The organism is Sphingobacterium sp. BIGb0165, assembly GCF_024810095.1.
GTDB lineage: Bacteria > Bacteroidota > Bacteroidia > Sphingobacteriales > Sphingobacteriaceae > Sphingobacterium > Sphingobacterium detergens.
On the sequence record NZ_JANUEB010000008.1, the window covers coordinates 270,859 to 295,103 of the forward strand.

A 24,245-nucleotide genomic window follows, 5' to 3' on the forward strand; every position below is an offset into this window, starting at 1 on the left:
TTTATGCAGCATTGTCCATGTTATTAAATCTGTTTTCTGTGAAATGGTCTAGGTTAAGGAATAGTAATCTGATTAGGACGCTGTTTCTTAGTAAATTCCCAAATGTCCCTTATTTGTCCCTGCAGATTTAATGTTGAATTAATAGTAATATCAGATATTTGGTTTTGTTTAAGAGCGCCTGTATGTGCAGCACTTTAGTCATTTAATTTTAACCAGCATATTGATATGATGACCATAGCCATATTTATTTTTTTATTTTTAGGAGGATGTTTTTTCTGGCGGAAGAAACAGCAAGAGCAACGATTTAATCGAAGCGTTGGAATGACTGTTAGCTATATGTTCCAGGAGCGCCCGGGGCAATATAGTGGAGATAGGAATGCCAAAAGTGGGGTATTTGTCTTTAAAGCGGAACGGAATGATGATCGGTTAAAGAATATTGTTATCCGAAAAGTAAAGCCGTTGCACACCGCGTTGGATGTTAATTTAGAGCAGATTTTGGTTATTCCATTTGAGCAGAAGGATAATAGGAAATCTGATGTTTCTGTCCGTTTTAAGATTAACAGGCGAGCTGAAAAGATTGAGGACCTAAAGGGGGGGCGTGTAAATATTTCTGGAGTTCTGAATTTTGAAGAAAGGAGACCTGAATTATTTACAGCGACGTTATCCATTTCGGATCTTTATCAAAAGACTGAAGCTTGATTGTGCCAGCAGAACTTTTGTTTTATTTTTATGGGTACCTTATTCTTTAGGTGCCCATTTTATTTAATTCGGGTTGATGTTCCACGTGAATTAACAGCTTTAGAAGCTGTTAATTAAGTGTTTGAGCCGATTAAGGTTTCAATGTGAGTGCAGCTTATGTTAATTAACAATTTCTTCATTTGCAGAAGTAAGTGGTATTGAGTACTTTTGTTACTCATTAAAACAGGGCCAATGTTAGAATCATTGATTACATCCAAGACTCGTCTCAAATTATTGATCAAGTTTTTTGTGTCAGCAAGTAATCAAGGACATTTGCGCGGATTGGCAGATGAATTTCAGGAATCAACCAATGCAATTCGAAAGGAACTGAATCAATTGTCTGAGGCCGGGTATTTAGAAAAAAGTACAGATAAGAATAAGATAGTATACCGAGCCAATACCAAACATTCCTTATTTAAGCCTTTACAAAAATTAATTCATACCTATTTGGGAATAGATGATGTTGTTGAATTTATTCTACAAAAAGCTGGAGATATTCAGGAAGTTAGCTTGGTTGGAAACTATGCCGAGGGCATAGACTCTGGGAATATAGAAATATTAATTTGGGGCAATGATTTAAATCAGGCATATTTATTGCAGTTAGCGGATAAAGTTGGAAAGAAATTAAAAAAAGAAATCGTTGTTAATTTCGAGGACTATGATGGGCATCGTATTGTTTTATTCGACAACAATAGTAAGATTTATCCCAGAACATAAAATTAGATGTCTCTTACGAATGAAAATTAGGGTGTTTGGGAACCATTATAAAATAAAGAGTAAGTAGCGATGTGCTGTGTTTTGGATGCAGGCATTTTTTGAATTGACAATTATTGATCGTAGATTATACGTATGGATATTTTAAAATTAATTGGAAGAAATCAAGAGCTCTTCAATAATGATATTGAACAGCATGAAAAAGAACTAACGGAAATTGTTAGTTCGTCTAAATTTTTGGTGATTGGGGGTGCGGGATCCATAGGATCGGCGACGACAAAAGAAATTTTCAAGAGAAACCCAAAAAAATTGCATGTTGTCGATATTAGCGAAAATAATATGGTGGAACTGGTTCGCGATATTCGAAGTAGTTTTGGGTATATAGACGGAGATTTTCAGACTTTTGCACTAGATATTGGGTCGATAGAATACGATGCTTTTTGGAATGCTGATGGAGACTATGATTATGTGTTGAATTTGTCCGCATTGAAGCATGTACGGAGTGAAAAAGACCCTTATACCCTGATGCGAATGATTGATGTTAATATCTTTAATACAGATAAGACAATTCAACAATCCATTGATAAGGGCGTTAAAAAATATTTTTGTGTTTCAACTGATAAAGCCGCAAACCCAGTTAATATGATGGGAGCTTCTAAGCGAATTATGGAAATGTTTCTGATGCGTAGAAGTAAGCAAATCGATATCTCGACTGCTCGCTTTGCGAATGTTGCTTTTTCCGACGGTTCCCTGTTACACGGTTTTAATAAGCGTATTGAGAAACGCCAACCTATAGTTGCACCCAATGATATTAAAAGGTATTTTGTAATACCGAAAGAGTCCGGGGAGTTATGTCTTATGTCATGTATATTTGGTCAAAACCGTGATATCTTTTTCCCAAAATTGAGTGAAAACCTTCACCTCATTACTTTCGCTGAGATTGCTGTTCAATACCTGAAAGAAATCGGTTACGAGCCATATTTGTGTGATAATGAGGACGAAGCAAGGACATTGGTCGATAGTATGCCCCTAGCAGGGAAATGGCCATGTCTCTTTACAAAAAGTGATACCACGGGGGAGAAGGATTTTGAGGAATTCTTTACATCGGCCGAAACTTTGGATATGGAGCGTTTCGAAAACCTCGGAGTCATAAAAAATGCACTGGATGAGGATATCGATAAGATCAATTTATTTGAGGACACGATTAATGCCATGAAAAATTCTGGGACATGGGGGAAAGAGGAAATAGTAGAGCTCTTTAATCAGATGATTCCTGATTTTGGCCATAAAGAAACAGGTAAGTATTTAGATGCAAAAATGTAAAAAATGGAAAAAATAAATCAACTTATTTCATTTGTAAGGGAGCAATACAAAACAGATAAATTCATTCCGTTGCACGAACCTAGATTTCGAGGAAATGAAAAAAAGTATGTTTTAGATACCATTGACTCCACATTTGTATCTTCAGTAGGGGCTTACGTAGATCAGTTTGAAGAGATGATGCAAACATTTACTCAAACAAATAAGGCCGTTGCGGTTGTTAATGGAACTTCTTCTTTGCAAGTTGCTTTGAGGTTAGCTGGAGTTAAAGCTGGGGACGAAGTTATTACCCAGGCATTAACTTTTATTGCCACGGCGAATGCAATTATGTATAATCAGGCAATTCCAGTTTTTGTTGATGTCGATTTAGATACTATGGGATTGTCACCTAAAGCAATAGAGGCATTCTTGGAACAATTTGGAGAAATTCGTGAGGATGGCTGTTTTAATAAATCTACAGGAAGGAGAATTGCAGCATGCATGCCTATGCATACATTTGGTTTTCCTGTCCATCTAGATGAATTGCTCGCTGTTTGCGAGAAATGGCAGATTCCTGTAGTTGAAGATGCCGCAGAATCTCTAGGCAGTTATTATAAGGGAAAACATACGGGGTCTATGGGGCTTATAAGTGGTTTTTCGTTTAATGGAAATAAGACTGTTACTTCTGGAGGAGGAGGAGTGATCGTAACGAATGACTTTGAATTGGGAAAAAAGGCAAAATACTTAACGACTACCGCGAAAAGACCTCATCCATACGAATTCTTTCATGATGAATTAGGATATAATTTTAGAATGCCAAACCTAAATGCAGCATTAGCCTGTGCTCAATTAGAAGAATTGGATGGTTTTTTGGCAGATAAAAGAGAGTTGGCAGCAGGGTACGCCAATTTATTTCATGATTTAGGGATAAAGTTCAGGGTAGAATTGCCGGAAGCTAAAGCTAATTATTGGTTGATGTGTGTCGAGTTGGAAGATAAAGTAGAAAGAGAAAATTTTCTTAAGTACACAAATGATGCTGGAATTATGACACGTCCAATATGGAATTTAATGCATCGTTTGCCCATGTATTCCAATTTCCAGCGTGATGAGCAAAAAAATGCTGAGTTTTTAGAAGAACGGATAGTTAATGTCCCTAGTAGTGTTAGATAAAAATGGATAAAATTGCTATTATAGGGTATTCTGGACATTCTTATGTCGTATTGGATGCTTGTTTGAAAAACGACTTATATGTTCAATTCTATAGTGATTTATCCGAAAAGGAAGAGAATCCTTTTGATCTACAATATTTGGGGGATGAATCAAGTGAGAATTTCGATTGGAGTATCGCAGATAGTTATATTTTAGGGATTGGAGATAATAATATTCGAGAAATCATTTCATCTAGGATTATAGCTAATGGAAAAAAGATCCTGAATGTTATTCATCCTACTTCCACTATTGCAAACCTTGTGAAATTAGGCAACGGAAATTATATTGGACCTCAGTCCATTATAAACACATGTGTGCAAATGGGTGATTGTTGTATTGTGAATTCGGGTGCGATAATTGAACATGAGTGCCAGATAGCAGACTACGTTCATTTAGCGCCTGGTTCCGTGCTGGCAGGACAAGTTATTATAGGACGGAAGACATTTGTTGGAGCTAACGCTGTTGTTAAACAAGGGGTAACCATCGGTGACAATGTAATAATTGGTGCAGGAAGTGTCGTTTTGAATGACGTATCAACTGGAGAAGTTTGGGTTGGGAATCCTGCAAAAAAAATTAGATAATGAAGAATAAAGTTATAATTATTGCGGAAGCGGGGGTTAATCACAATGGAAGTTTAGAAAATGCTTTCAGGTTAGTTGATGCGGCTGTCGATGCAGGTGTTGACTATGTGAAATTTCAAACCTTTAAAGCGGATAAGTTAGTAGCGAAGTCTGCGAAAAAAGCGGATTATCAAATCCAGAATACAAAGGATGAAAAAGATTCGCAGTTAGATATGTTAAAAAAGCTAGAACTTTCACATGATGATCATGAAAAGCTAATTCAGTATTGCAATCAAAAGAATATTAATTTCTTTTCTACGGCATTTGATCTAGACTCTTTACAATATTTGAAAGACATTGGTTTAACTTTAGTAAAAGTTCCATCAGGGGAAATTACGAACTTGCCTTATCTTCGTCTGGTAGCAAAGTTGTTTGATAAAGTAATTTTATCCACTGGAATGAGTACATTGGAGGATATTCGTTTAGCTATTGATGTCTTTACAAAAGAAGGCATTAATAAGGAGGATATAACAATATTGCATTGTAATACGGAATATCCAACACCAATGCAAGACGTTAACATGAAGGCGATGTTGCATATTGGGAGCACATTCCATACCGAAATAGGTTATTCCGATCATACACTCGGAATTGAGGTGCCGATCGCAGCTGTTGCTTTAGGTGCTTGTGTTATAGAAAAGCATTTTACTTTAGACAAGCATATGGAAGGTCCCGACCATGCTGCTTCGTTGGAACCGAGTGAATTGAAAGCTATGGTTTTAGCAATAAGAAATATAGAACAAGCTATTGCCGGATCTGGATTGAAAGAGCCTAGTGAGTCAGAGAAGAAAAATATTGCAATCGCACGAAAAAGTATCGTTGCAAAAGTATCGATAAAGAAAGGTGAAATTTTTTCTGAAGAGAACCTTGCTGTAAAACGCCCTGGCTCTGGTATTTCTCCAATGTGTTGGGATGAGGTCATTGGAAAGATTGCTGGACAAAATTTTGAAGAGGATGATTTAATTTGTCTGTGATGAAGAAAATTTGTGTAATAACGGCGACTCGAGCGGAATATGGTTTATTAAGACCATTAATGATAAAGCTTCGTGAAAGCGGGGAGTTTCAACTACAAATTTTGGCAACAGGGGCTCATCTGTCTCCAGAATTCGGCTTAACCTATAGATTTCTTGAGGAGGATGGATTTCACATTGATGAGAAGGTAGAAATGCTTTTGTCGTCAGATACTGCGGTCGGTATTGTTAAATCAATGGGGTTGGGTATGATAGGATATTCCGAAGCTTTTGCCCGATTGACTCCAGAAGCCATTATAATATTGGGCGATCGATATGAAATGCTATCTGTTGCATCAACTGCTGCAATTTTTAATATTCCGGTCATTCATTTGCATGGAGGAGAAATAACCGAAGGAGCCTATGATGATGCGATAAGACATGCCATTACTAAATTAAGTGCATTACATTTCACCTCGACTGAAGAATATAGACAACGCGTAATTCAAATGGGGGAACAGCCCGAAAAAGTGCATAATGTAGGTGCTATTGGTTTGGATAATATTGTCGACTTGCAATTGCTAACCAGAGAGCAACTCGAAGAGAATCTTGGTATTTCTTTAAAAAAATACAATTATCAGGTAACATTTCATCCCGAAACATTGTCCCATTTTTCGTCGAAAGATCAATTTCAAATACTGTTAAATGCTATTGAGAAGCAACAGGATAGTTATTTTATTTTTACAAAAGCAAATGCAGATACGGATGGACGTATCATCAATCAAATGATAGATGAGTTTGTTTATAAAAATTCGGATAAGGCTTCTGCTTATATTTCTCTTGGCAGCTTACGCTTTTTATCTGTTGTTAATATTTGTGATGCTATTGTTGGAAACAGTTCTAGTGGAATCATTGAGGCCCCTTCTCTCGGTACGGCAACAATAAATATAGGGGATAGACAGAGGGGGCGTACACAGGCAGATACTGTCTTAAATTGTGTTATTGAGGAAGAGGATATTCTACATTGTTTTCAGCAGATCAAAACTGCGAAGGATCAGAATCTAAGGGCTAATATCGTCAATCCATATGGAAATGGAGGAACATCAGATAAAATTATGAAAATTTTATACGCTGTTGATTTCAAAAAATTACATGTTAAAGAATTTTACAATATAAACCATAACTAATGAATATTGTTAAAAAGCATACTATTCTGCAAACAGAAACTGTTCGGGATGCACTAATTAAGTTAGATCAACTGGCTTCTGATGCGATTTTATTTGTGGTTGATAACCAAAATAGATTATTGGGGTCCATGACGGATGGTGACTTGCGACGGGGATTTATTAAAGGTCTTGATTTCGATCATAAATTGATAGACTTTATTCAGCCCTCACCTAAATTTATACTGGAAAAGGAGTATAGTTTAGATAAGTTGGAATCATTTAGGGCCAGCCATTTCAAAGTTGTACCTATTTTAAACGACCAGAACATAATCGTTGATATATTAAACTTTAGAACTAGGTCTACTTTAATTCCTGCAGATGCAGTTTTAATGGCAGGCGGAGAGGGTAAACGCTTAAGACCACTTACAGAGACCACGCCCAAGCCACTTTTGAAGGTAGGCGAAAAGCCAATTATTGAATATAATATTGATCGTCTTCAAAAAGTAGGAATTAAGAACGTCAATTTAAGTATCAATTATCTAGGAGATCAGCTAGTAGATTACTTTGGAGATGGTTCTGAAAGGAACCTGAACATTCGTTATGTTAGGGAAGCCAAGCCACTGGGAACTATTGGGTCAATTCTTTTAGTTGAACACTTTGAACATGATGATATTATTGTAATGAATAGCGATCTATTGACAAATATAGATTATGCTGATTTTTTTAGGACTTATAAAGATTCTGGTGCAGACATGGCGGTTGCCGCTACCTCATATCATGTTGATGTACCTTATGCTGTTTTAGAAGTTAATGAAACAAATACAGTAAAGTCGCTAAAAGAAAAGCCACGGTACACCTACTATTCCAATGCAGGAATATATATCTTAAAAAAGGATATATTAAAAATGATTCCAGAAGATCAATTTTTTGATATCACTGATTTGATGGACCGTATTATTGAAATGAATCTGAAACTTATTACGTATCCGATAAATGGTTATTGGCTAGATATTGGTAAACATGAAGATTTTAGAAAGGCTCAAGAAGATATTAAACATATAAAACTATGAATTACCTTATAAGTTGTAATATATTTTGTGATGTCGACGAGGAGCAATTGATAGGAATTCTTTTAAAAAGATTAACAAACTTTTTTTTTCTAACTAAAGATGAAGAAGATTTAATTAGAAAATATCATGTTGATGTTTTAAAAAAAATAGAGTATTGTTTTCAAAATGTTGATAATAAATATTTTTCTGCTGACGGGAAAGTGTTTTTTGCCTCGTACCATTCAGGACAATATCTTATTTATTTATACTTTTATAGCCAAATTTTTGCCAGGTTAAAACATCAATTGAAAGATAAATTTTATTATTTAAATAAAATATTGCATTCGGTTGATATTTATGCGGAGGTTGAATTACCTGCGGTCTTCTTTTTTGAACACCCCTTGGGATTAGTGCTTGGCCGGGCGCAGTATGGAAATAACTTTTTTGCAATGCAGGGATGTACAATAGGTGGAAACAAAGGCGTATACCCTATAATCGGAGATAATGTAAAAATGTACTCCAATTCAAAGATACTCGGAAAATCAAGGATCGGAAACAATGTTTGGATATCTGCAAATGCATATATTAAGGATGAGGACGTTCCATCTGATACAATTGTATTTGGGCAATCTCCGAATCTAATTTTTAAAGATATTAAGAAACAATGAAAATTTTAGTTAGCCTTTGTGCTCGTGGTGGATCTAAGGGGATTCCTCGGAAAAATATAAAAAAATTGAATGGACGTCCATTAATTGACTACAGTATACAATTTGCAAAACAAATAGAACAACGCTATAAAGAAGTAACTATAGAGCTTTCCACGGATGACGAAGAAATAAAGAATGTTGCCGAACAGCTAGGCCTGCCAACAGAATACAGGAGACCCATGGATTTAGCTTCTGATAGCGCAGGGAAGGTCGATGCTATACGTGATCTTTTATCTTATTCAGAGATAAAATATCAAAATAAATTCGAATATGTCTTGGACTTAGATATTAGTTCTCCCTTGAGAACTATTTCGGATGTCGTAGAGGCCTTTTCGATTATGGAACGAGAAAAGGATGCACTTACTTTATTCTCCGTTAATAAGGCACATAAAAACCCATATTTTAATATGGTGGAAAGAAATGAATCGGGGTTTTACCAAACATCAAAAAGAAGAGATATTACGACTTTATCCAGGCAAACTGCTCCTGACGTATATGAATTAAATGCATCCTTTTATATTTATCGACGTGCGTTTTTTGACTCAGAGGTGAAAGGGGTTATAACAGAGAAGTCATTAATATATAATATGGATCATATATGTTTTGATTTGGATACACCCATCGATTTTGAATTTATGGACTACCTTTTGTCTAATAACAAGTTACCATTCCAGTTAATATGAAAATACTGTTTGTAGGCTTAGGGGCAATAGCAAGGAAACACATTAAGGCGATTCGACAAATTGAGCCGAATGCTATGATCTACGCATTGCGACGAAATAGATTATCAACAACGGATGAAGGGGTGGTGAATGTCTTTGATCTGAAAGAAGTCTCCGAAGTTGATTTTGTGATAATTTCAAACCCTACGTCGGAACATGGGTCTACTATTTCTACTTTATTAGGTCTAAATGTACCCTTGTTTATAGAAAAACCTTTGTTTCACAATTTAAATCACGATAAACTTGTTCAATCCATTGTCTGCAAAGGAATCTCTACTTATGTTGCTTGTAATCTTCGTTTTTTGGATAGCCTTGTATTTGTCCGTGAGTTTATTAAAGGAAAGCGAATAAATGAGGTAAACGTTTATTGTGGATCATATTTACCCAATTGGCGGCCAAATGTAGATTTTCGAAAGGTATATAGTGCGAACAAGGAAATGGGCGGAGGGGTGCATATCGATTTAATACATGAAATTGACTATCTCATATGGTTATTCGGTTTTCCAAAATCGACGAAGAAAGAATTTTCAAATGTTTCATCACTCAATATTTCTGCATATGATTATGCTAATTATTTAATGTTATACGATGATTTTGCAGCAAGTGTTGTTCTAAATTATTATAGAAAAACTCCAAAGCGAAGTCTAGAGGTCATTTGTGAAGAGGGTGAATGTTCTGTTGATTTGTTAAAGAATGAGGTGAGATGGAATGACGAACTTATTTTTTCCTCAAAACAAACGATAACAGATACTTATCTGCCGCAGATGGAGTTTTTTATTGAAAATGTAATGCAAGGATCAAAAGAAAAAGGTTTTAATGATATAGTTGAAGCTTATAATATTTTAAAGATATGCCTGGAAGATTAGAAAACAAAGTTATTATAGTAACGGGTGGAGCCGGCCTTATAGGTAAGCATATAGTGAATTATTGTCGAAATGAAGGTGCTGTTGTAGTTGATGTGGATATAAACAATGACGTTGATCTTTCGAAAGGAATTTATGCTTGCGATTTAACAGATGAGTCCCAGATTGTTAAGCTGGTCGATGACGTCAAGAATTTTTATGGAAGAATAGACGGTTTAGTGAATAACGCTTATCCGAGAACGAAGGATTGGGGCCTTCAGTTTGAAAAGATTCCCTATGCGTCTTGGCAATCTAATATCGATATGCAGTTGAACGCGGTATTTTTACTTTCTCAGACAGTTTTGGTCGTTATGAAAGAGCAAAAATCAGGTTCAATTGTAAATATTGGTTCTATTTACGGAGTCGTTGGTAACGATTTCACCATATATGAAGGATATGGAGGGACATCTCCGGCAGCATATGCTGCCATAAAAGGCGGGGTAATAAACCTCACAAGATATTTGGCATCTTATTTTGGAAAAGATGGAATAAGGGTTAACTGTGTTTCTCCTGGGGGAATAATAGATAAACAACATCCCTCGTTTATTGAACGCTATGAAATGAAATCTCCGCTAAAAAGAATGGGACGAGCGGAAGAAATGGCTCCTCCTGTGGCATTTCTGTTATCAGAAGAAGCTTCTTTTATTACGGGACACAATTTAATGGTTGACGGCGGCTGGACAGCGATATAGATATTTATTTCATCTTTAGATTACTAAATTGACAAGCGCCATCCGATCTATAACTATTGTAAGATAGGAATGTAATTATTGGGAACAAAAAGTTTATGTTTTATTTTCTGGTGGGGTATATTGGATTAATAATGGAAGTATGTTGAGAACTATAAAAGAAAAAATTTTGGCAATAGTTGTAGATAACAGTTTTGTCAAAAATAGTTTAATTTTCACTTTATTTGCAACGATTAATAACGGACTTAATTTTCTCCTGATTTTTTTACTTTCGGGATATTTATCTAAACAAGCATTTGGTGAACTAAATCTGTTTTCGACTATCTTATTGGTTTTCACGACTATAATTCCTTTAGGTACTCAGGGATATATTTCTGTTATTTATTATAAAAAAAATAAGAAGTATATAAATAGGATTATGAATACGATCATTTCATTATCTTTAATTGTTTTTCTTCTATTTTCCCTTATCTTTTATTTGCTGCCGTCTAGTATAACAAACTATTTGAGTATCCCACTCGAGTATGTGTATTGTGCCATTGCTATTTGTTTTTTTCAAGTCATATACTTAATGCTTCTGGAAGTCTTTCGTCTCGAGGAGAAACCGGTCAAATATGGCTTGTTAACAATGACCTTTGTTGGGCTGAATATTGGTCTGACCTGGTATTTATGCGTACAGCGAAATTATGGGTGGGAGGGAAGAGCCCTTGCCCAGTTCATATCAAGTATTATATGTTTTGGGATTTCAATTTATTACTTACGTCAATTGGGCTTCTATATAGGATTCAGTGTAAATAAAAATCATTTAAAACGAATAACTCGCTTTGGTTTACCACTAATTCCCCATAGTAGCACGGTTTGGCTAAGGATGGGATTAGACCGTTATATCATAAATTTCTTTCAAGGAGCGAGCATATTAGGGTCTTTTAGTTTTATTTTCAATTTTTCAGGTCTTATCCTTATGGTTGGAACTGCTTTTAATGCTTCTAATTCAGTATTTATTTTTAAGAATTTAACGAGTGGTTCTCCAAATATAAGTGTCAAGTTAAAGAAGCAAGTTTTAATCATGACGATTACCTTTGCATTAATTACAGTTACATCCATGGTTGGAATTTATGGAATCATTACATTGTTTATGCCTAAGTATATCGATGCTGTTCCCTTTATATTTCCCCTTTGTGCTGCTGCTTTTTTTCAATGTATATATTATTTATTTGTCAACTATATTTTTTATTATAAAAAGACGAAGGAATTGATGTATATCACTTTTTCTATTTCAATAATTCATGTAATTTTATCTATTTGCATAACAAGATATACTGTTGTTGGTTTAGCATATTTAAATTTGCTATCTAATTTCATAATATGCTCATGTGTTATATACTATAGTAACAAATTATATCCTATACTCCGTAAACAAAATATAAATGAGTAAATTTAAATTAAAAGACACAATTGATAGGCTGATCTACAGAGGATTCAATATTCTATCGGAGCTACTTTTTTATATAAAGAGAAACGAAAGGGCATTGGTTGCCAAGAACGTTCAATATAAAGGGAAACATCGAGGGGAAAAATTTTTTATTTTGGGAAATGGTCCATCACTTAATACACTTAATCACCAATATTATGACTATATAAGTAAGCATATATCTTTTGCAGTGAATCTCTTTTATAGGAATGATAAATTCCCTGAATTTGAGCCTACATATTATGCAATGGTAGATCCTTTGTCTATTACCAAGGCTTATGAGAGTATGTACACTGAGTTTAATGATAAATACAAAAACTCCACCTTAATAGCAGATTATCGTGCAAAGGAATTAGTGGATAAATTGGATCGTAGAAACAGATCTATATATCTTTATTCCAAAAAATTTCCAACTGATCATATCGAATGTGATATCTCCTCAAATAGTTTTATAACGATGAATGTCGTGAGCACATGTATTTTGACAGCGATATATATGGGGGCAAAGGAAATATATCTATTGGGAACGGATTATAATTCGTTTGCATCACGTAGTGATGTCCATTTTTATAAAGAAGAGGAGGGATTGAACAGAAAGATTGAAAATAGATTGGGATATCAACTTAAATACTATCATATAACTACAGAATTTCATTACTTAATCGCTAAGCTTGCCAAGAAAAAAGGTGTAAAAATTGTAAATCTCTGCGAAACTAGTTTACTTGATGCTTATCCATTGGGCCGCTTTGAAGATTTAATGAATAATATTATACCAAATGAATAAAGTAAAAGAACCACATATTTATGTGCAATTTATAATCCCAGCTTATTTTATTTTTTTGATAAGCAAATTTGCAATTGGAGATAGTATTCCTGGTGCGAATGCTCTTTTTACGTCTTTATTTGTTATGATGGGTTATAGTGCTCTTTTTTTGCTTTTAAGACGTTTTACTAAGGGTGCAATTATTCCTGCCTTTGTTTCTCTATTAGTCTTTTGTGTTTTATTTATTGTCCCCTTTAGTGAAAATTACCGGCTTGTAGACTTTTTTTTAGTATTCAATTATTTTGGAATAGCGCTAATTCCTATTTTTTACACCTTAAATTTTAAAATATATAGATTATTGGCATATTTGACTATTTGCTATTTCTTTTTTTTTATCATAAAAGGAACAGTACCAGATGAAGTTTTTTCGATAAGTCGAAACTTCATTTCTGTTGTACTATTAATTAGTGTAGGTTTTCATATTATTTCAGCGACGCAAAATAATAGAAAACCAAGTCCTTTAATTCTGGTCCTAGCCTTGTTTGTTGCAGTTTGGGGGGTAGGTCGAAGCGGAATTTTTTCTTTTTCTGTATTGTTAGTATTAATACCTCTTCTGTCAAATTATAAGTTTCTTTATAAGTTTTTATTAATTTCATTGATTTTAATCCTGTCTATATATGCATATACTTATTTTGCAGATTCGATATTTTATACAGCACTGTATCGAATAGAAAATATGGGCGCTGAGGACGTACGAGAAACTATGAATCAAGAGTATCTAAAGACGACTTTCACGTCTCTTTCGAATATTATTTTTGGTACACCATTACTTGATATTGAGTCGTTGGCGCAAGTCGAATATAATCCGCATAACTCATTTATTCGTTTACATATTTTTTACGGACTGTTTGGTTTTATAATTATAATATGCAGTATTATATACGCTCTCATTAAATATGTAAAAATAGGCAATTATGTTTTTATGGTACTTCTTATGGTTTTATTGTTTAGATCGTCTGTTGATTCCACCGCTTTTCATGGACCATTAGATCCGCTTATTTTTTATTTATTATTCATGCCATTGAAAAACATTAAATTAGTAAAGAGATGATAAAAAAAAGAATCGTGAGTTTCTATAGAAAACTTAAATCGCTTTATTTTATTCACCGATTTGGTTTAACAGATATCGAACAACCATTATATTTTGGTGGAGCATCGAAAATTAGTAAGGATTTACATACTGAAAAGTATGTTTTTATTGGCGCTAATTGTACTATATATCCTAAAGTCAGTATAGGTGCGTACTCTATGCTAGCCAATAATGTGTCAATTCAAGGTGATGATCATGAATTTAGAATAGCAGGAATTCCCACTATTTTTTCTGGACGTAGGGTGGTTCGAAATACCAAGATAGGGCGAGATGTTTGGATTGGCGCTCATGTTATTATTATGACCGGGGTCGAAATCGGAGATGGCAGCGTTATCGCTGCTGGGGCTGTTGTGACAAAAAATGTTGAACCTTTTTCTATTTATGCAGGCGTACCTGCTAAAAAAATACAAGATCGCTTTACGACGTTAGAGGAACGAAATAAACATGAAGAATTCCTTCGAAAAGATCCGCAGAATATATCAAGAGAAGGATTAGAATTTTGCAATGATTTAGAGATATGATAAAACCATTTATAATCACACTGAGTTTTCTTTTTCTTTTTTTGACGCAATCATTCTTTTCAATAGGACAGGTTGCTCAAAAAGGGAGAAGCCAGAGATCTATTGAACAGCAGATGCTTAACAAGGGAGCTGTTTCATTGGGAGCTGCAGAATACGACTTTACATCTTTTATTGACATACCTAGTAATTCCACAATCGATGGCAATAATAGTGTGTTTAAAGGAGGGGTTAAACTTGTTAAAAAGCGATATTCTTCGCCAAAATTGATACAGATAATAAATAGAAAGAATATTATAATAAAAAATGTAATTTTCGATGGGGGATTTACGAATCAATTTTTCAGCAACGCCAGCAATGCTAGTGAGCTGTTTAATTTAATAAGTATAGAAGGATCCACAAATATAACCTTCGAAAACTGTACTTTCCGAAATTTTACTTCTAGTTGGAAAAAACAAAATGAGCAATATTTTGGTATATTGGGGATTAGGCGTTCTAACACTATTAAGTTTATCAATTGTAGGTTGGAGAATTTCCAAACCGAAGGCATTGTTATGTATGAAACAAATAACATCGTAATAAAGAATTTAAAAGTGGAAACAACTGTTGGATGGACTCCATTACATTTTTGGTATTGTGATGGTATTGTCTGCGACAATGTAAGTATTAAGACACACCGAAATGGAGGAAGTGCCATTACTGGAGCCTATAGCAACGCAGTTTTTTCCAATATAAATATTGTAGGTGGTAAAGGAATCCAGTTCTCAAATGAGAAAAACGAGAGACCATATGATTCGAAAAATATTGAGTTCAGGAACTGTAATATAAAAACTAGTTCATTTGGAATAGGGCGATGGAATTATGATAATCGTTTTAGTGAAAATGTACGCATAACCAAATGTTCAATTTCCTCATACGGTGCTAATCCAGTATATTTTTGGGCAATACGATTTGATAACGTAAAGAGGGGGTATATCGAATCTTCTAACCTAAACTCTGGTCAAAATAATTCGTCTCTTATTTGCTTAAGTAATACCGATAACATTAATGTCACCAATAATCGAGGCACAGGCTATAATATTGTTTACCTAAATCTTAACAGTAGTTTAAACGGTTTAAATATTGACAATAACACTTTTACTTTGCAACCTTCCTCTAATTTTAATAGTGGAGTTGAGGGAACTTTCATCGTAAGTAAAGATGGTCCTAAAAATAATACTCCGTTGACTCTTTCAAATGTGTCTATTACTAACAATCAGGTTTCGGACATATCGAACGGAATCCTTTATTTGCAAAACCATGTTAATAATTCGCTTTTAAGAGTAAAAAATGTTACTGTTAGGGGTAATACTTTCAAATATCCTAGTACATCCAGTTTCCAATTCAATAGTATTTATTTTTCCAATGCTCAGGATATTGCTTTGGAGGATAATCAAATTATAAATTCTGGATTTCTGCAATTTGACAATACAAAAAATTTAAAGACGAATAACAATAAGATAGTAAACAGTAGATTGAAAAATCTATGGAAAATAAAATAATCATCTTAACAAGATAGAGAATATGAAGATACAAAATAAAATCCTCTTAATAACAGGAGGTACAGGTTCCTTTGGAACAGCTGTTTTAAATCGCTTCTTGGGTACAGACCATTTTAAGGAAATTCGTATATTTTCTCGTGACGAAAAGAAACAAGATGATATGCGTAATCTATATAGAAATGACAAAATAAAGTATTATATAGGTGACGTAAGAGATTATGCGTCAGTTGAACCAGCGACACGTGGGGTAGATTACATTTTTCACGCTGCAGCGCTAAAGCAAGTACCTTCTTGTGAGTTTTTTCCAATGCAGGCGGTAAAAACGAATGTTGAAGGTACACAAAATGTGATTCGTGCGGCTGCTTCAAATGGCGTGAAAAAAGTCATTTGTCTAAGCACAGATAAAGCGGCTTATCCAATCAATGCGATGGGAATATCTAAAGCGATGATGGAAAAAGTGGCTGTGGCCGAAGCACGTAATCTAACAGATACCGTTGTCTGTTTGACTCGTTACGGTAATGTAATGGCCTCTAGGGGTTCAGTAATCCCTCTATTCTTAAATCAGATTCAAAAAGGTGAGCCAATTACAATTACGGATCCAAATATGTCAAGGTTCTTCATGTCACTTGAAGATGCAGTAGATTTGGTACTATTTGCCTTTGAACATGCTAATCCTGGAGATCTCTTTGTTAATAAAGCGCCTGCGGGTTCCATCGGTGATTTAGCAAAAGCATTGATTGATCTTACTGGAAAAGAAGTGCCTGTGAAAATTATCGGAACGAGACATGGTGAAAAACTTTATGAAACACTATGTACTCGTGAGGAGATGTTGAAAGCGGAGGATATGGGCGACTTTTATCGTGTTCCTGCAGATAATCGTGATTTAAATTACGCCAAATATTTTTCTGAAGGAGAAGAAGATGTTTCGAAGATTGAAGATTATCACTCTCATAATACAGAGCAACAAGGAGTAGAAGGCTTGAAAAAGCTTGTTTCCAAATTACCATTAATCAGGAAGGAAGTTTTTGGAGAAGATGTTATGCAATATCCTTATTAATCCAGATATTATATGATTGATTTTATTCAAGGAGGAATTGCTAAGGATCATCGTGGACAGATTCGTTTTGTTAATGACTTTGACATGTCTTTGGTGAAGCGGTTTTATATTATTAAAAATACTGATCTTGATCTAATTCGTGGCTGGAGAGCTCACCGCGTAGAGCAACGTTGGTTTTATGTTCTTTCTGGTAAGTTTTCAGTTGATGTGGTGAAAATCGATGATTGGGATCAGGCTTCTTCGGATCTCCCTATAGAGAAAATAATTTTAGATTCAACTGAAAATAAGGTACTTCATCTTTCCGCTGGATATGGTACCGCATTTCAAGCTTTGGAATCTGATTCGGAATTATTGGTATTCGCAGATTTTGGTATTGAGAATGCCCAAAATGATGATTATACTTATCCATTAGATTATTTTAAAAATAGAAAAGAGCAATACATATGAAAATAGGGATAACGGGACAGAACGGATTTGTCGGAGCTCATCTTTATAACTCGATAAGACTTTATCCTACGGAGTTTGAACAGATAGATTTCCGGAAAGAATATTTTGATGACGATGAAAAGCTAGATCAATTTGTAGCTCAATGTGATGTAATCGTACATTTAGCTGCAATGAATAGGCATGAAAGTGAGCAAGTAATCTATGATACTAATATAGGACTGGTCAACAAATTAGTAGCTTCGTTAGATAGAACTGGTTCCAAGGCACATGTTTTGATTTCCTCGTCGACACAGGAAGAGCGCGACAACTTATATGGTCGCTCAAAACGTGAAGGCCGGGAAGCCTTGAATAAATGGGCAAATGAAAATGGTGGCAAGTTAACTGGTTTACTTATTCCCAATGTGTTTGGCCCTTTTGGGAAACCCTTTTATAATTCGTTCGTTGCGACATTTTGTTCTCAATTAACGCATGGTGAAAGACCAACGATTGCGAATGATGGCGAAGTTAAGTTAATTTATGTGCAAGAATTAGTTGACGACATTATCGAGCAAATTCGTGAAGGTGAGCATCGACCGTTGTATGTTGTAGAACCGACAGCAATAAAGAAGGTATCTGAGGTCCTCGGCCTTTTAGAGCACTATAAAGATTTATATCTAGCAAAAGGAGAGGTTCCGGTTTTGAATGATCGATTTGAGCTCAATCTATTTAATACTTATCGGTCTTTTATGGATCACAAAGCTATTTATCCGAGAAAATTTCAACTTCATGCTGATCCGAGAGGTACATTTGTTGAGATTATCCGCATGGGTATTGGCGGACAATCGTCCTATTCGACAACTGTTCCCAACATCACTCGCGGGAATCATTTCCACACTCGTAAAATAGAACGTTTTGCCGTAATTCAAGGAAAGGCACTCATACAATTACGCAAAATAGATAGTGACGAGGTAATGGATTTTTATCTCGATGGATCGACTCCTTCTTATGTAGATATGCCTATTTGGTACACCCATAATATTACAAATGTTGGTGATAATGAGTTGATTACAATGTTTTGGATTAACGAGCCTTATGACCCGTCTGATCCCGACACCTATTTTTTAGAAGTGTAGATAGACAATAAATAAGACACTGGATAAGAAAAGATAGGTCTTGCAGCCATCATGATTTATTCAAACAAAATGAACGGAGTGCATAAGTACATTAAGAAGTAAATAATGAATTGATAGCTTCATCACCATTAGAATATAAATTTATAAAGATGAAAAAACTGAAAGTAATGACGGTCGTTGGCACACGACCAGAAATTATTAGATTGTCACGCGTACTGACTGCATTAGATGCTTCGGAGGCTGTAGACCATGTGATTGTGCATACAGGACAGAATTACGATTACGAATTAAATCAAATCTTTTTTGAAGATTTGGGACTTCGTAAACCAGATTATTTTTTGGAGGCAGCTGGGAAAACAGCAACAGAAACTGTTGGAAATATTTTGATCAAAATTGATCCGCTATTGGAAGAATTGCGGCCTGATGCATTCTTAGTGTTAGGGGATACGAATTCTTGTCTATGTGCAATTCCCGCTAAAAAACGTCATATTCCTATTTTCCATATGGAGGCTGGAAATCGATGTTTTGATCAGCGTGTTCCTGAAGAAACGAATCGTAAGATTGTTGACCATACAGCAGATGTTAACTTAACCTATTCTGATATTGCGAGAGAATATTTACTGCGTGAAGGTTTACCTGCTGATCGTATTATCAAAACAGGCTCACCAATGTTTGAAGTATTAAATCACTATTTGCCTGAAATTGAAGCATCGGATGTGTTGACTAAATTAAATTTAGAAGAGCGTAAATTCTTCGTCGTTTCATCGCATCGTGAAGAAAATATCAATAACGAGAGAAATTTTAGAGGTTTAATGGAATCTTTAAATACTATCGCTGAACAATATGGTTATCCTGTTATCGTGTCGACTCATCCACGTACCCGAAATATGCTCGATAAAATGCAGATAGAAATGCGTCCGGAGATTCAGTTCCTGAAGCCATTGGGATTTCATGATTATAATGCCTTGCAGATGCGCTCTTATGCCGTATTGTCGGATTCGGGAACAATTTCTGAAGAATCTTCGATCTTAAACTTTAGAGCTTTAAACATTCGTCAGGCGCATGAAAGGCCAGAGGCCATGGAGGAAGCTTCGGTTATGATGGTTGGCTTGTCCCCTGAACGTGTATTGCAAGGGCTCACCCAAGTATTGACACAAGAAGTAGGCGAAAAGCGTAATTTTCGTCGTGTGGCAGATTACTCAATGCCAAATGTATCAGAGAAAATGGTCCGTATCATACTTTCTTATACGGATTATGTAAGAAAAGTAGTGTGGTCAGAAGAGATTTAAACAAAAAAATGAGCTATTCTCCAAAAATACTAATTCATAGTATTGCTTTTAGTCCTGATGGTGTATCTACGGCTTATCTTTACAATGATATTGCCCTAGCCTTTCAGCAAAAGGGATATGAGGTGGTTGTGTTGACAACAACCCCTCATTATAACGTGCTCCCCGAAGAATTGGCAAAACAGCCAATGACGAAAAAATTGGGTGGATTATATTATACCAGTTCTTTTAACGGAATTAAAGTATTGCATATTCCACAGAAAAAATTCGGTTCAACTGCATTACGTATTTTAGGATTTGTCTATTGGCACATTCTATCGTTAATTTTAGGCTTGGCTGAAAAAAGAGTATCGGCAATTTTATCCCCATCTCCACCTTTGACAATAGGTTTTATCAATTTATTAATAGGCAAAGTTAAGGGAGCGAAGGTTGTCTATAATGTTCAGGAGATATATCCCGATTTTCTGATTGAACAGGGGGGCTTAAAATCAAAGCCGATCATTGCAGCGCTTAAATGGCTGGAAAAATTGGTTTATAATAAATCTGATGCTGTTACGACCATTGATCAAGTTTTTTATAATACCATTGTTGGGCGTTTCAAAGAACCTCAAAAATTACATATAATTCCCAATTTTGTAGATACTACGCTGTATAGACCTTTGACGAATGAAGAGATTAGTTTAGATAACAATCTTTTCGTTAAAAATGATACTGTTAAAGTAATGTATGCTGGTAATATTGGTCATGCACAAGACTGGGAGCCTTTATTAAGTGCAGCGATTTTGTTAAAAGATCAACCAATAGAGTTTTATATTATTGGCGAGGGGGTGATGAAAGATCATGTCATACAACAGGCAAAGATCAATGGACTAAATAAAGTGCATATTCTTCCTTATCAGCCAAGGGAAAGTATGCCACATCTCTTGGCCTTTTCGGATCTTCAGTTTATTTTCATGTCTAAAGAGATGGAAGGACATGGTTTCCCTTCAAAAGTCTATACAATTATGGCGTGTGCTAAGCCTCTGATTGTATGTTCTGGTGAAAAAACGCCAATTGTTAACTTTTTGCAAGCACAGCATTGTGCGAAGTTAATTACCACAAGAGATTTTGCAGAAAAAGTAAATGAAATTGTTGCTTTTCTAAAAGCAAGTTCGAAAGAAAGCTTACGCGCTTTGGGTGATGCCGGTTATGAAGAGATTACGAAGAAATATTCGAAGGAAGTTGTAACAGTTGATTATATCCGTTTAATTAATAAACTAATCTGATTATGTCAATAATTATCACGGGAATGACAGGTTTTGTTGGCCAAAATTTAGAAAAATATCTAAATCAACATCATATAGAGACAGTAGGATTAAACTTGCGTGATCAAGATTGGAGAACCAATTTTCCAAAACAAGCGAAAGCTGTAATACACCTTGCAGGAAAGGCACATGATACAACCAATACTTCTGCCGATGAGGAATATTTTAAAATTAACCGTGATTTGACCATTGCGTTATTTGAAGAGTTTTTGCGAGCGGATATACAGGATTTTTTTTATTTTTCTTCTGTCAAGGCTGTTGCAGATACGGTTGAAGGTATTTTAGATGAAAATGTACAAGGAAAGCCAATAACTGCATATGGAAAATCTAAATTGGAAGCGGAAAATTTTCTTCTTAAACTAAGGTTGCCAGACAATAAACGGCTATTTATCATTCGTCCATGTATGATTCATGGGCCTGGAAATAAGGGAAATTTAAATCTTTTATATAGTATTGTTAAAAAAGGTATTCCTTGGCCCTTAGCAGAATTTCAGAATCAGCGTTCTTTTTTAAGCATTGATAATTTGAGCTTTCTAATTGAGCAAATGCTTGCGCGACCTGAACTTAAGTCTGGAATTTATAACTTTGCAGACGACGATTCATTGTCTACAAACGAATTGGTTTATTTGATTTCGGAAACGCTTGGAAAAAAGGCAAAATTGTGGCATATACCAGCCGGATTGATCCGAAATGGTGCTAGAATTGGAGATGTATTGCCATTACCACTTAATTCTGAGCGGTTGAAAAAGCTTACGGAGTCCTATGTGGTTTCAAATACAAAAATTAAATCGGCATTGGGCATTGAAAAGCTTCCGTTAACAACCAAAAAGGGACTTAAATTAACAATTCGATCTTTCCAAAACAATTCCTAAAATTAGGTCAGATATAAATTTTTATAAAAATGATATACATAATTGTACTAATTGCTTTATTTATTTTAGAGATCTTATATTTTAGAGTTGCAAATCATTTTAATATTATTGATAAACCGAATGAAAGATCTTCTCATTCCTCGATTACACTGCGGGGAGGAGGGATAATTTTTTATTTTGGTGCAATGATCTATTTTGTATTATCGGGCTTCCAATATCCTTGGTTTTTCCTGGGATTAACGATGATGACGATAATTTCTTTTTTGGATGATGTTTTTACGTTATCAAATAAACTCCGATTATTAATTCATTTTGTTTCAGTCCTTCTCATGTCTTATCAGCTCGATCTGTTTGATCAACCTTGGTATTACTTAATAATAGGGTTTGTATTTGTAGTAGGAGTGATCAATGCCTATAATTTTATGGATGGCATCAACGGGATTACAGCATGTTACAGTTTAGCTGTTGGGATGCTATTAATTTTGACTAATTACCGATTGCACTTTATGAGCCAAGATTTATTAACCTATACTATGTTGGCCGTGCTTGTCTTTGCTTTTTTTAATTTTAGGACGAAAGCGAAGTGTTTTGCGGGTGATGTAGGATCAGTTTCGATTGCCTATATTTTGTTATTTGCACTGGGTAGCTTGATTCTCGCTACTGGAAATCTTATTTATATTCTTTTCCTAGCAGTTTACGGTGTGGATACTATCTGGACAATCATTCGTCGGCTATCTCGAAAGGAAAATATCTTTGAAGCACATCGCTCGCATCTATATCAGTATTTGGGTAATGAGGCTGGTGTTAATAAATTACTGGTTTCTTTTATCTATGGGGCAATTCAATTTGGAGTAGGACTTCTGGCGATTCAGTTTGCTTCGAAAGATTTTATAACACAATTGACTTTTGCTCTGGTAATTATATTCGGATTGAGCCTTATTTATTTAGTAATAAAAACTTATATACTTAAAAAGTACACGTAGTCTTGGTATCTTGCATATAAATATAGAATTGGGCGGAATGTAAAGCTATATAGATTTTAGGCACAGATCTTGCTAACCTGATGCTGTTCTAAAAAGAAGGCATTATAAAATGGTATTTTTAGAGAGAGTATGAAGAAAAAAATATATTTTTGTCGTTAAAATCAGTGAATCAATTTATAATTTAAAATAACACATGCGATTAATTTCAAAGTATGGTTTAGCTTTAGGACTATTTTTAGGGGTCTTAATGATGTTTAGTTCTTGCGGATCGCGGAAGAATATGGCGTACTTACAGCCTGATTCGTCTCAAATTAATACATTATACGAGCAATATGTTCCGAAGATTCAAACAAATGATATCTTAACAATCGTCGTCTCAGCTGCTGACCCAAAAGTTACAGCACCATTTAATCCCCTGAGCTCAATGGCGAATGGTAATTTGACTCAACAGACTGATATGGCCTTACGACCTACTTATACAGTTGATGATAATGGAGATGTTATATTGCCTATGCTTGGAAAGGTGCATGTAGCTGGGCTGACAAGGGTGCAAGCCATCGAAAAAATTAGGAACGAGTTGGGACAATATATTAAGGATCCCGGTGTAAATATTAATTTTAATAATTTTAGAGTTTCTGTACTGGGGGAGGTCGCGAGACCTGGTTCATTTATTATGCCAACAGAACGTGTAACGGTATTGGAAGCGTTAGGGATGGCTGGTGATTTGACAATTAGAGGCGTAAGGGAAAATGTTATGCTAATTCGTGAAGTGGATGGACAGAAAACTACACATCGTTTGGATTTAACCCAGCAAAATACATTAAATTCGCCATACTATTATTTGGCACAAAATGATGTGATCTATGTTGAACCTAATAAATCACAAATCAACAACTCGAAGCTTGGCAGTAACACAAACGTTATTATCTCCATTGCTGGTTTATTAATCACCGTAATTTCAGTATTGACCCGCTAA

Annotated in this window: 24 protein-coding genes and 2 pseudogenes; all 26 read left to right on the plus strand. The window is 35.0% G+C overall.

Annotated features, from left to right (window positions below; genetic code table 11):
* Positions 1 to 321 precede the first annotated feature (321 nt).
* Positions 322 to 699 (plus strand): hypothetical protein, encoded by a 378-nt coding sequence (locus tag M2408_RS19505; protein WP_259185941.1) that lies wholly within the window; start codon positions 322 to 324, stop codon positions 697 to 699.
* 231 nt (positions 700 to 930) lie between these two features.
* Positions 931 to 1,455 (plus strand): ArsR family transcriptional regulator, encoded by a 525-nt coding sequence (locus M2408_RS19510; RefSeq protein WP_259185943.1) that lies wholly within the window; start codon positions 931 to 933, stop codon positions 1,453 to 1,455.
* A gap of 132 nt (positions 1,456 to 1,587) precedes the next feature.
* Complete coding sequence (locus tag M2408_RS19515; protein ID WP_259185945.1) at positions 1,588 to 2,775, plus strand: UDP-N-acetylglucosamine 4,6-dehydratase; 1,188 nt, start codon at positions 1,588 to 1,590, stop codon at positions 2,773 to 2,775.
* Positions 2,776 to 2,778: 3 nt separating this feature from the next.
* Entirely contained in the window at positions 2,779 to 3,921 is a 1,143-nt protein-coding gene (locus tag M2408_RS19520) for a LegC family aminotransferase (protein ID WP_259185946.1), read from the plus strand.
* Between the two features lie 2 nt (positions 3,922 to 3,923).
* Positions 3,924 to 4,541, plus strand: coding sequence for a NeuD/PglB/VioB family sugar acetyltransferase (locus M2408_RS19525; RefSeq protein ID WP_259185951.1), 618 nt, complete (start codon positions 3,924 to 3,926; stop codon positions 4,539 to 4,541).
* Positions 4,541 to 5,554 (plus strand): N-acetylneuraminate synthase, encoded by a 1,014-nt coding sequence (gene neuB, locus M2408_RS19530; RefSeq protein WP_259185956.1) that lies wholly within the window; start codon positions 4,541 to 4,543, stop codon positions 5,552 to 5,554. The genes M2408_RS19525 and neuB overlap by 1 nt, the downstream gene beginning before the upstream one ends.
* Entirely contained in the window at positions 5,554 to 6,717 is a 1,164-nt protein-coding gene (gene neuC / locus M2408_RS19535) for a UDP-N-acetylglucosamine 2-epimerase (protein ID WP_259185959.1), read from the plus strand. The genes neuB and neuC overlap by 1 nt, the downstream gene beginning before the upstream one ends.
* Complete coding sequence (locus M2408_RS19540; RefSeq protein WP_259185960.1) at positions 6,717 to 7,766, plus strand: nucleotidyltransferase family protein; 1,050 nt, start codon at positions 6,717 to 6,719, stop codon at positions 7,764 to 7,766. The genes neuC and M2408_RS19540 overlap by 1 nt, the downstream gene beginning before the upstream one ends.
* On the plus strand, positions 7,763 to 8,413 hold the full coding sequence (locus M2408_RS19545) for a hypothetical protein (RefSeq protein ID WP_259185961.1): 651 nt from the start codon (positions 7,763 to 7,765) through the stop codon (positions 8,411 to 8,413). Before M2408_RS19540 ends, M2408_RS19545 begins: the two co-directional genes overlap by 4 nt.
* Positions 8,410 to 9,135 (plus strand): cytidylyltransferase domain-containing protein, encoded by a 726-nt coding sequence (locus M2408_RS19550; protein ID WP_259185963.1) that lies wholly within the window; start codon positions 8,410 to 8,412, stop codon positions 9,133 to 9,135. The genes M2408_RS19545 and M2408_RS19550 overlap by 4 nt, the downstream gene beginning before the upstream one ends.
* Positions 9,132 to 10,040, plus strand: a complete 909-nt coding sequence (locus M2408_RS19555) for a Gfo/Idh/MocA family protein (protein WP_259185965.1) — start codon at positions 9,132 to 9,134, stop codon at positions 10,038 to 10,040. The genes M2408_RS19550 and M2408_RS19555 overlap by 4 nt, the downstream gene beginning before the upstream one ends.
* Positions 10,025 to 10,768 carry an SDR family oxidoreductase gene (locus M2408_RS19560; protein WP_259185967.1) on the plus strand — a complete coding sequence of 248 codons (744 nt, stop codon included), beginning with the start codon at positions 10,025 to 10,027 and terminating at the stop codon, positions 10,766 to 10,768. The genes M2408_RS19555 and M2408_RS19560 overlap by 16 nt, the downstream gene beginning before the upstream one ends.
* Positions 10,769 to 10,907: 139 nt before the next feature.
* Positions 10,908 to 12,200: an oligosaccharide flippase family protein gene (locus M2408_RS19565; RefSeq protein ID WP_259185970.1), complete on the plus strand. Its 1,293-nt coding sequence runs from the start codon at positions 10,908 to 10,910 to the stop codon at positions 12,198 to 12,200.
* On the plus strand, positions 12,193 to 13,020 hold the full coding sequence (locus tag M2408_RS19570; RefSeq protein WP_259185971.1) for a 6-hydroxymethylpterin diphosphokinase MptE-like protein: 828 nt from the start codon (positions 12,193 to 12,195) through the stop codon (positions 13,018 to 13,020). Before M2408_RS19565 ends, M2408_RS19570 begins: the two co-directional genes overlap by 8 nt.
* A complete protein-coding gene (locus M2408_RS19575) occupies positions 13,013 to 14,110 on the plus strand; it encodes a hypothetical protein (protein ID WP_259185972.1) in 1,098 nt (365 codons plus the stop codon). Before M2408_RS19570 ends, M2408_RS19575 begins: the two co-directional genes overlap by 8 nt.
* Positions 14,107 to 14,322: pseudogene (locus M2408_RS26390) on the plus strand (hypothetical protein); the annotation flags it as partial. The gene M2408_RS19575 and the pseudogene M2408_RS26390, both read left to right, overlap by 4 nt.
* 84 nt (positions 14,323 to 14,406) lie before the next feature.
* A pseudogene (locus tag M2408_RS26395) lies at positions 14,407 to 14,571 on the plus strand (DapH/DapD/GlmU-related protein); the annotation flags it as partial.
* A gap of 95 nt (positions 14,572 to 14,666) precedes the next feature.
* Positions 14,667 to 16,208: a right-handed parallel beta-helix repeat-containing protein gene (locus tag M2408_RS19585; RefSeq protein WP_259185975.1), complete on the plus strand. Its 1,542-nt coding sequence runs from the start codon at positions 14,667 to 14,669 to the stop codon at positions 16,206 to 16,208.
* Positions 16,209 to 16,230: 22 nt separating this feature from the next.
* Positions 16,231 to 17,265 carry a polysaccharide biosynthesis protein gene (locus tag M2408_RS19590; protein ID WP_259185978.1) on the plus strand — a complete coding sequence of 345 codons (1,035 nt, stop codon included), beginning with the start codon at positions 16,231 to 16,233 and terminating at the stop codon, positions 17,263 to 17,265.
* A 12-nt stretch (positions 17,266 to 17,277) separates the two neighbouring features.
* Entirely contained in the window at positions 17,278 to 17,712 is a 435-nt protein-coding gene (locus tag M2408_RS19595) for a WxcM-like domain-containing protein (protein WP_259185980.1), read from the plus strand.
* Positions 17,709 to 18,824: an NAD-dependent epimerase/dehydratase family protein gene (locus M2408_RS19600; RefSeq protein ID WP_259185984.1), complete on the plus strand. Its 1,116-nt coding sequence runs from the start codon at positions 17,709 to 17,711 to the stop codon at positions 18,822 to 18,824. The genes M2408_RS19595 and M2408_RS19600 overlap by 4 nt, the downstream gene beginning before the upstream one ends.
* 167 nt (positions 18,825 to 18,991) lie before the next feature.
* Entirely contained in the window at positions 18,992 to 20,113 is a 1,122-nt protein-coding gene (gene wecB, locus M2408_RS19605) for a non-hydrolyzing UDP-N-acetylglucosamine 2-epimerase (RefSeq protein WP_259185986.1), read from the plus strand.
* A gap of 8 nt (positions 20,114 to 20,121) precedes the next feature.
* Positions 20,122 to 21,375 (plus strand): glycosyltransferase family 4 protein, encoded by a 1,254-nt coding sequence (locus tag M2408_RS19610; RefSeq protein WP_259185987.1) that lies wholly within the window; start codon positions 20,122 to 20,124, stop codon positions 21,373 to 21,375.
* 2 nt (positions 21,376 to 21,377) lie between these two features.
* On the plus strand, positions 21,378 to 22,286 hold the full coding sequence (locus M2408_RS19615; RefSeq protein ID WP_259185989.1) for an NAD-dependent epimerase/dehydratase family protein: 909 nt from the start codon (positions 21,378 to 21,380) through the stop codon (positions 22,284 to 22,286).
* Positions 22,287 to 22,315: 29 nt separating this feature from the next.
* On the plus strand, positions 22,316 to 23,269 hold the full coding sequence (locus tag M2408_RS19620) for a glycosyltransferase family 4 protein (protein WP_259185994.1): 954 nt from the start codon (positions 22,316 to 22,318) through the stop codon (positions 23,267 to 23,269).
* Positions 23,270 to 23,549: 280 nt separating this feature from the next.
* A complete protein-coding gene (locus M2408_RS19625) occupies positions 23,550 to 24,245 on the plus strand; it encodes a polysaccharide biosynthesis/export family protein (RefSeq protein WP_259185995.1) in 696 nt (231 codons plus the stop codon).

Excerpts from the sequence above, each read along its gene's own strand:
- M2408_RS19525 (WP_259185951.1), top strand. The coding sequence starts at position 3,924 with ATGGATAAAATTGCTATTATAGGGTATTCTGGACATTCTTATGTCGTA.
- M2408_RS19505 (WP_259185941.1), top strand. The coding sequence starts at position 322 with ATGACTGTTAGCTATATGTTCCAGGAGCGCCCGGGGCAATATAGTGGA.
- wecB (WP_259185986.1), top strand. The coding sequence starts at position 18,992 with ATGACGGTCGTTGGCACACGACCAGAAATTATTAGATTGTCACGCGTA.
- M2408_RS19510 (WP_259185943.1), top strand. The coding sequence starts at position 931 with ATGTTAGAATCATTGATTACATCCAAGACTCGTCTCAAATTATTGATC.
- M2408_RS19575 (WP_259185972.1), top strand. The coding sequence starts at position 13,013 with ATGAATAAAGTAAAAGAACCACATATTTATGTGCAATTTATAATCCCA.
- M2408_RS19540 (WP_259185960.1), top strand. The coding sequence starts at position 6,717 with ATGAATATTGTTAAAAAGCATACTATTCTGCAAACAGAAACTGTTCGG.
- neuC (WP_259185959.1), top strand. The coding sequence starts at position 5,554 with ATGAAGAAAATTTGTGTAATAACGGCGACTCGAGCGGAATATGGTTTA.
- M2408_RS19620 (WP_259185994.1), top strand. The coding sequence starts at position 22,316 with ATGATATACATAATTGTACTAATTGCTTTATTTATTTTAGAGATCTTA.
- neuB (WP_259185956.1), top strand. The coding sequence starts at position 4,541 with ATGAAGAATAAAGTTATAATTATTGCGGAAGCGGGGGTTAATCACAAT.
- M2408_RS19615 (WP_259185989.1), top strand. The coding sequence starts at position 21,378 with ATGTCAATAATTATCACGGGAATGACAGGTTTTGTTGGCCAAAATTTA.
- M2408_RS19595 (WP_259185980.1), top strand. The coding sequence starts at position 17,278 with ATGATTGATTTTATTCAAGGAGGAATTGCTAAGGATCATCGTGGACAG.
- M2408_RS19565 (WP_259185970.1), top strand. The coding sequence starts at position 10,908 with ATGTTGAGAACTATAAAAGAAAAAATTTTGGCAATAGTTGTAGATAAC.
- M2408_RS19550 (WP_259185963.1), top strand. The coding sequence starts at position 8,410 with ATGAAAATTTTAGTTAGCCTTTGTGCTCGTGGTGGATCTAAGGGGATT.
- M2408_RS19515 (WP_259185945.1), top strand. The coding sequence starts at position 1,588 with ATGGATATTTTAAAATTAATTGGAAGAAATCAAGAGCTCTTCAATAAT.
- M2408_RS19600 (WP_259185984.1), top strand. The coding sequence starts at position 17,709 with ATGAAAATAGGGATAACGGGACAGAACGGATTTGTCGGAGCTCATCTT.
- M2408_RS19590 (WP_259185978.1), top strand. The coding sequence starts at position 16,231 with ATGAAGATACAAAATAAAATCCTCTTAATAACAGGAGGTACAGGTTCC.
- M2408_RS19560 (WP_259185967.1), top strand. The coding sequence starts at position 10,025 with ATGCCTGGAAGATTAGAAAACAAAGTTATTATAGTAACGGGTGGAGCC.
- M2408_RS19625 (WP_259185995.1), top strand. The coding sequence starts at position 23,550 with ATGGCGTACTTACAGCCTGATTCGTCTCAAATTAATACATTATACGAG.
- M2408_RS19610 (WP_259185987.1), top strand. The coding sequence starts at position 20,122 with ATGAGCTATTCTCCAAAAATACTAATTCATAGTATTGCTTTTAGTCCT.
- M2408_RS19545 (WP_259185961.1), top strand. The coding sequence starts at position 7,763 with ATGAATTACCTTATAAGTTGTAATATATTTTGTGATGTCGACGAGGAG.
- M2408_RS19555 (WP_259185965.1), top strand. The coding sequence starts at position 9,132 with ATGAAAATACTGTTTGTAGGCTTAGGGGCAATAGCAAGGAAACACATT.
- M2408_RS19570 (WP_259185971.1), top strand. The coding sequence starts at position 12,193 with ATGAGTAAATTTAAATTAAAAGACACAATTGATAGGCTGATCTACAGA.
- M2408_RS19585 (WP_259185975.1), top strand. The coding sequence starts at position 14,667 with ATGATAAAACCATTTATAATCACACTGAGTTTTCTTTTTCTTTTTTTG.
- M2408_RS19520 (WP_259185946.1), top strand. The coding sequence starts at position 2,779 with ATGGAAAAAATAAATCAACTTATTTCATTTGTAAGGGAGCAATACAAA.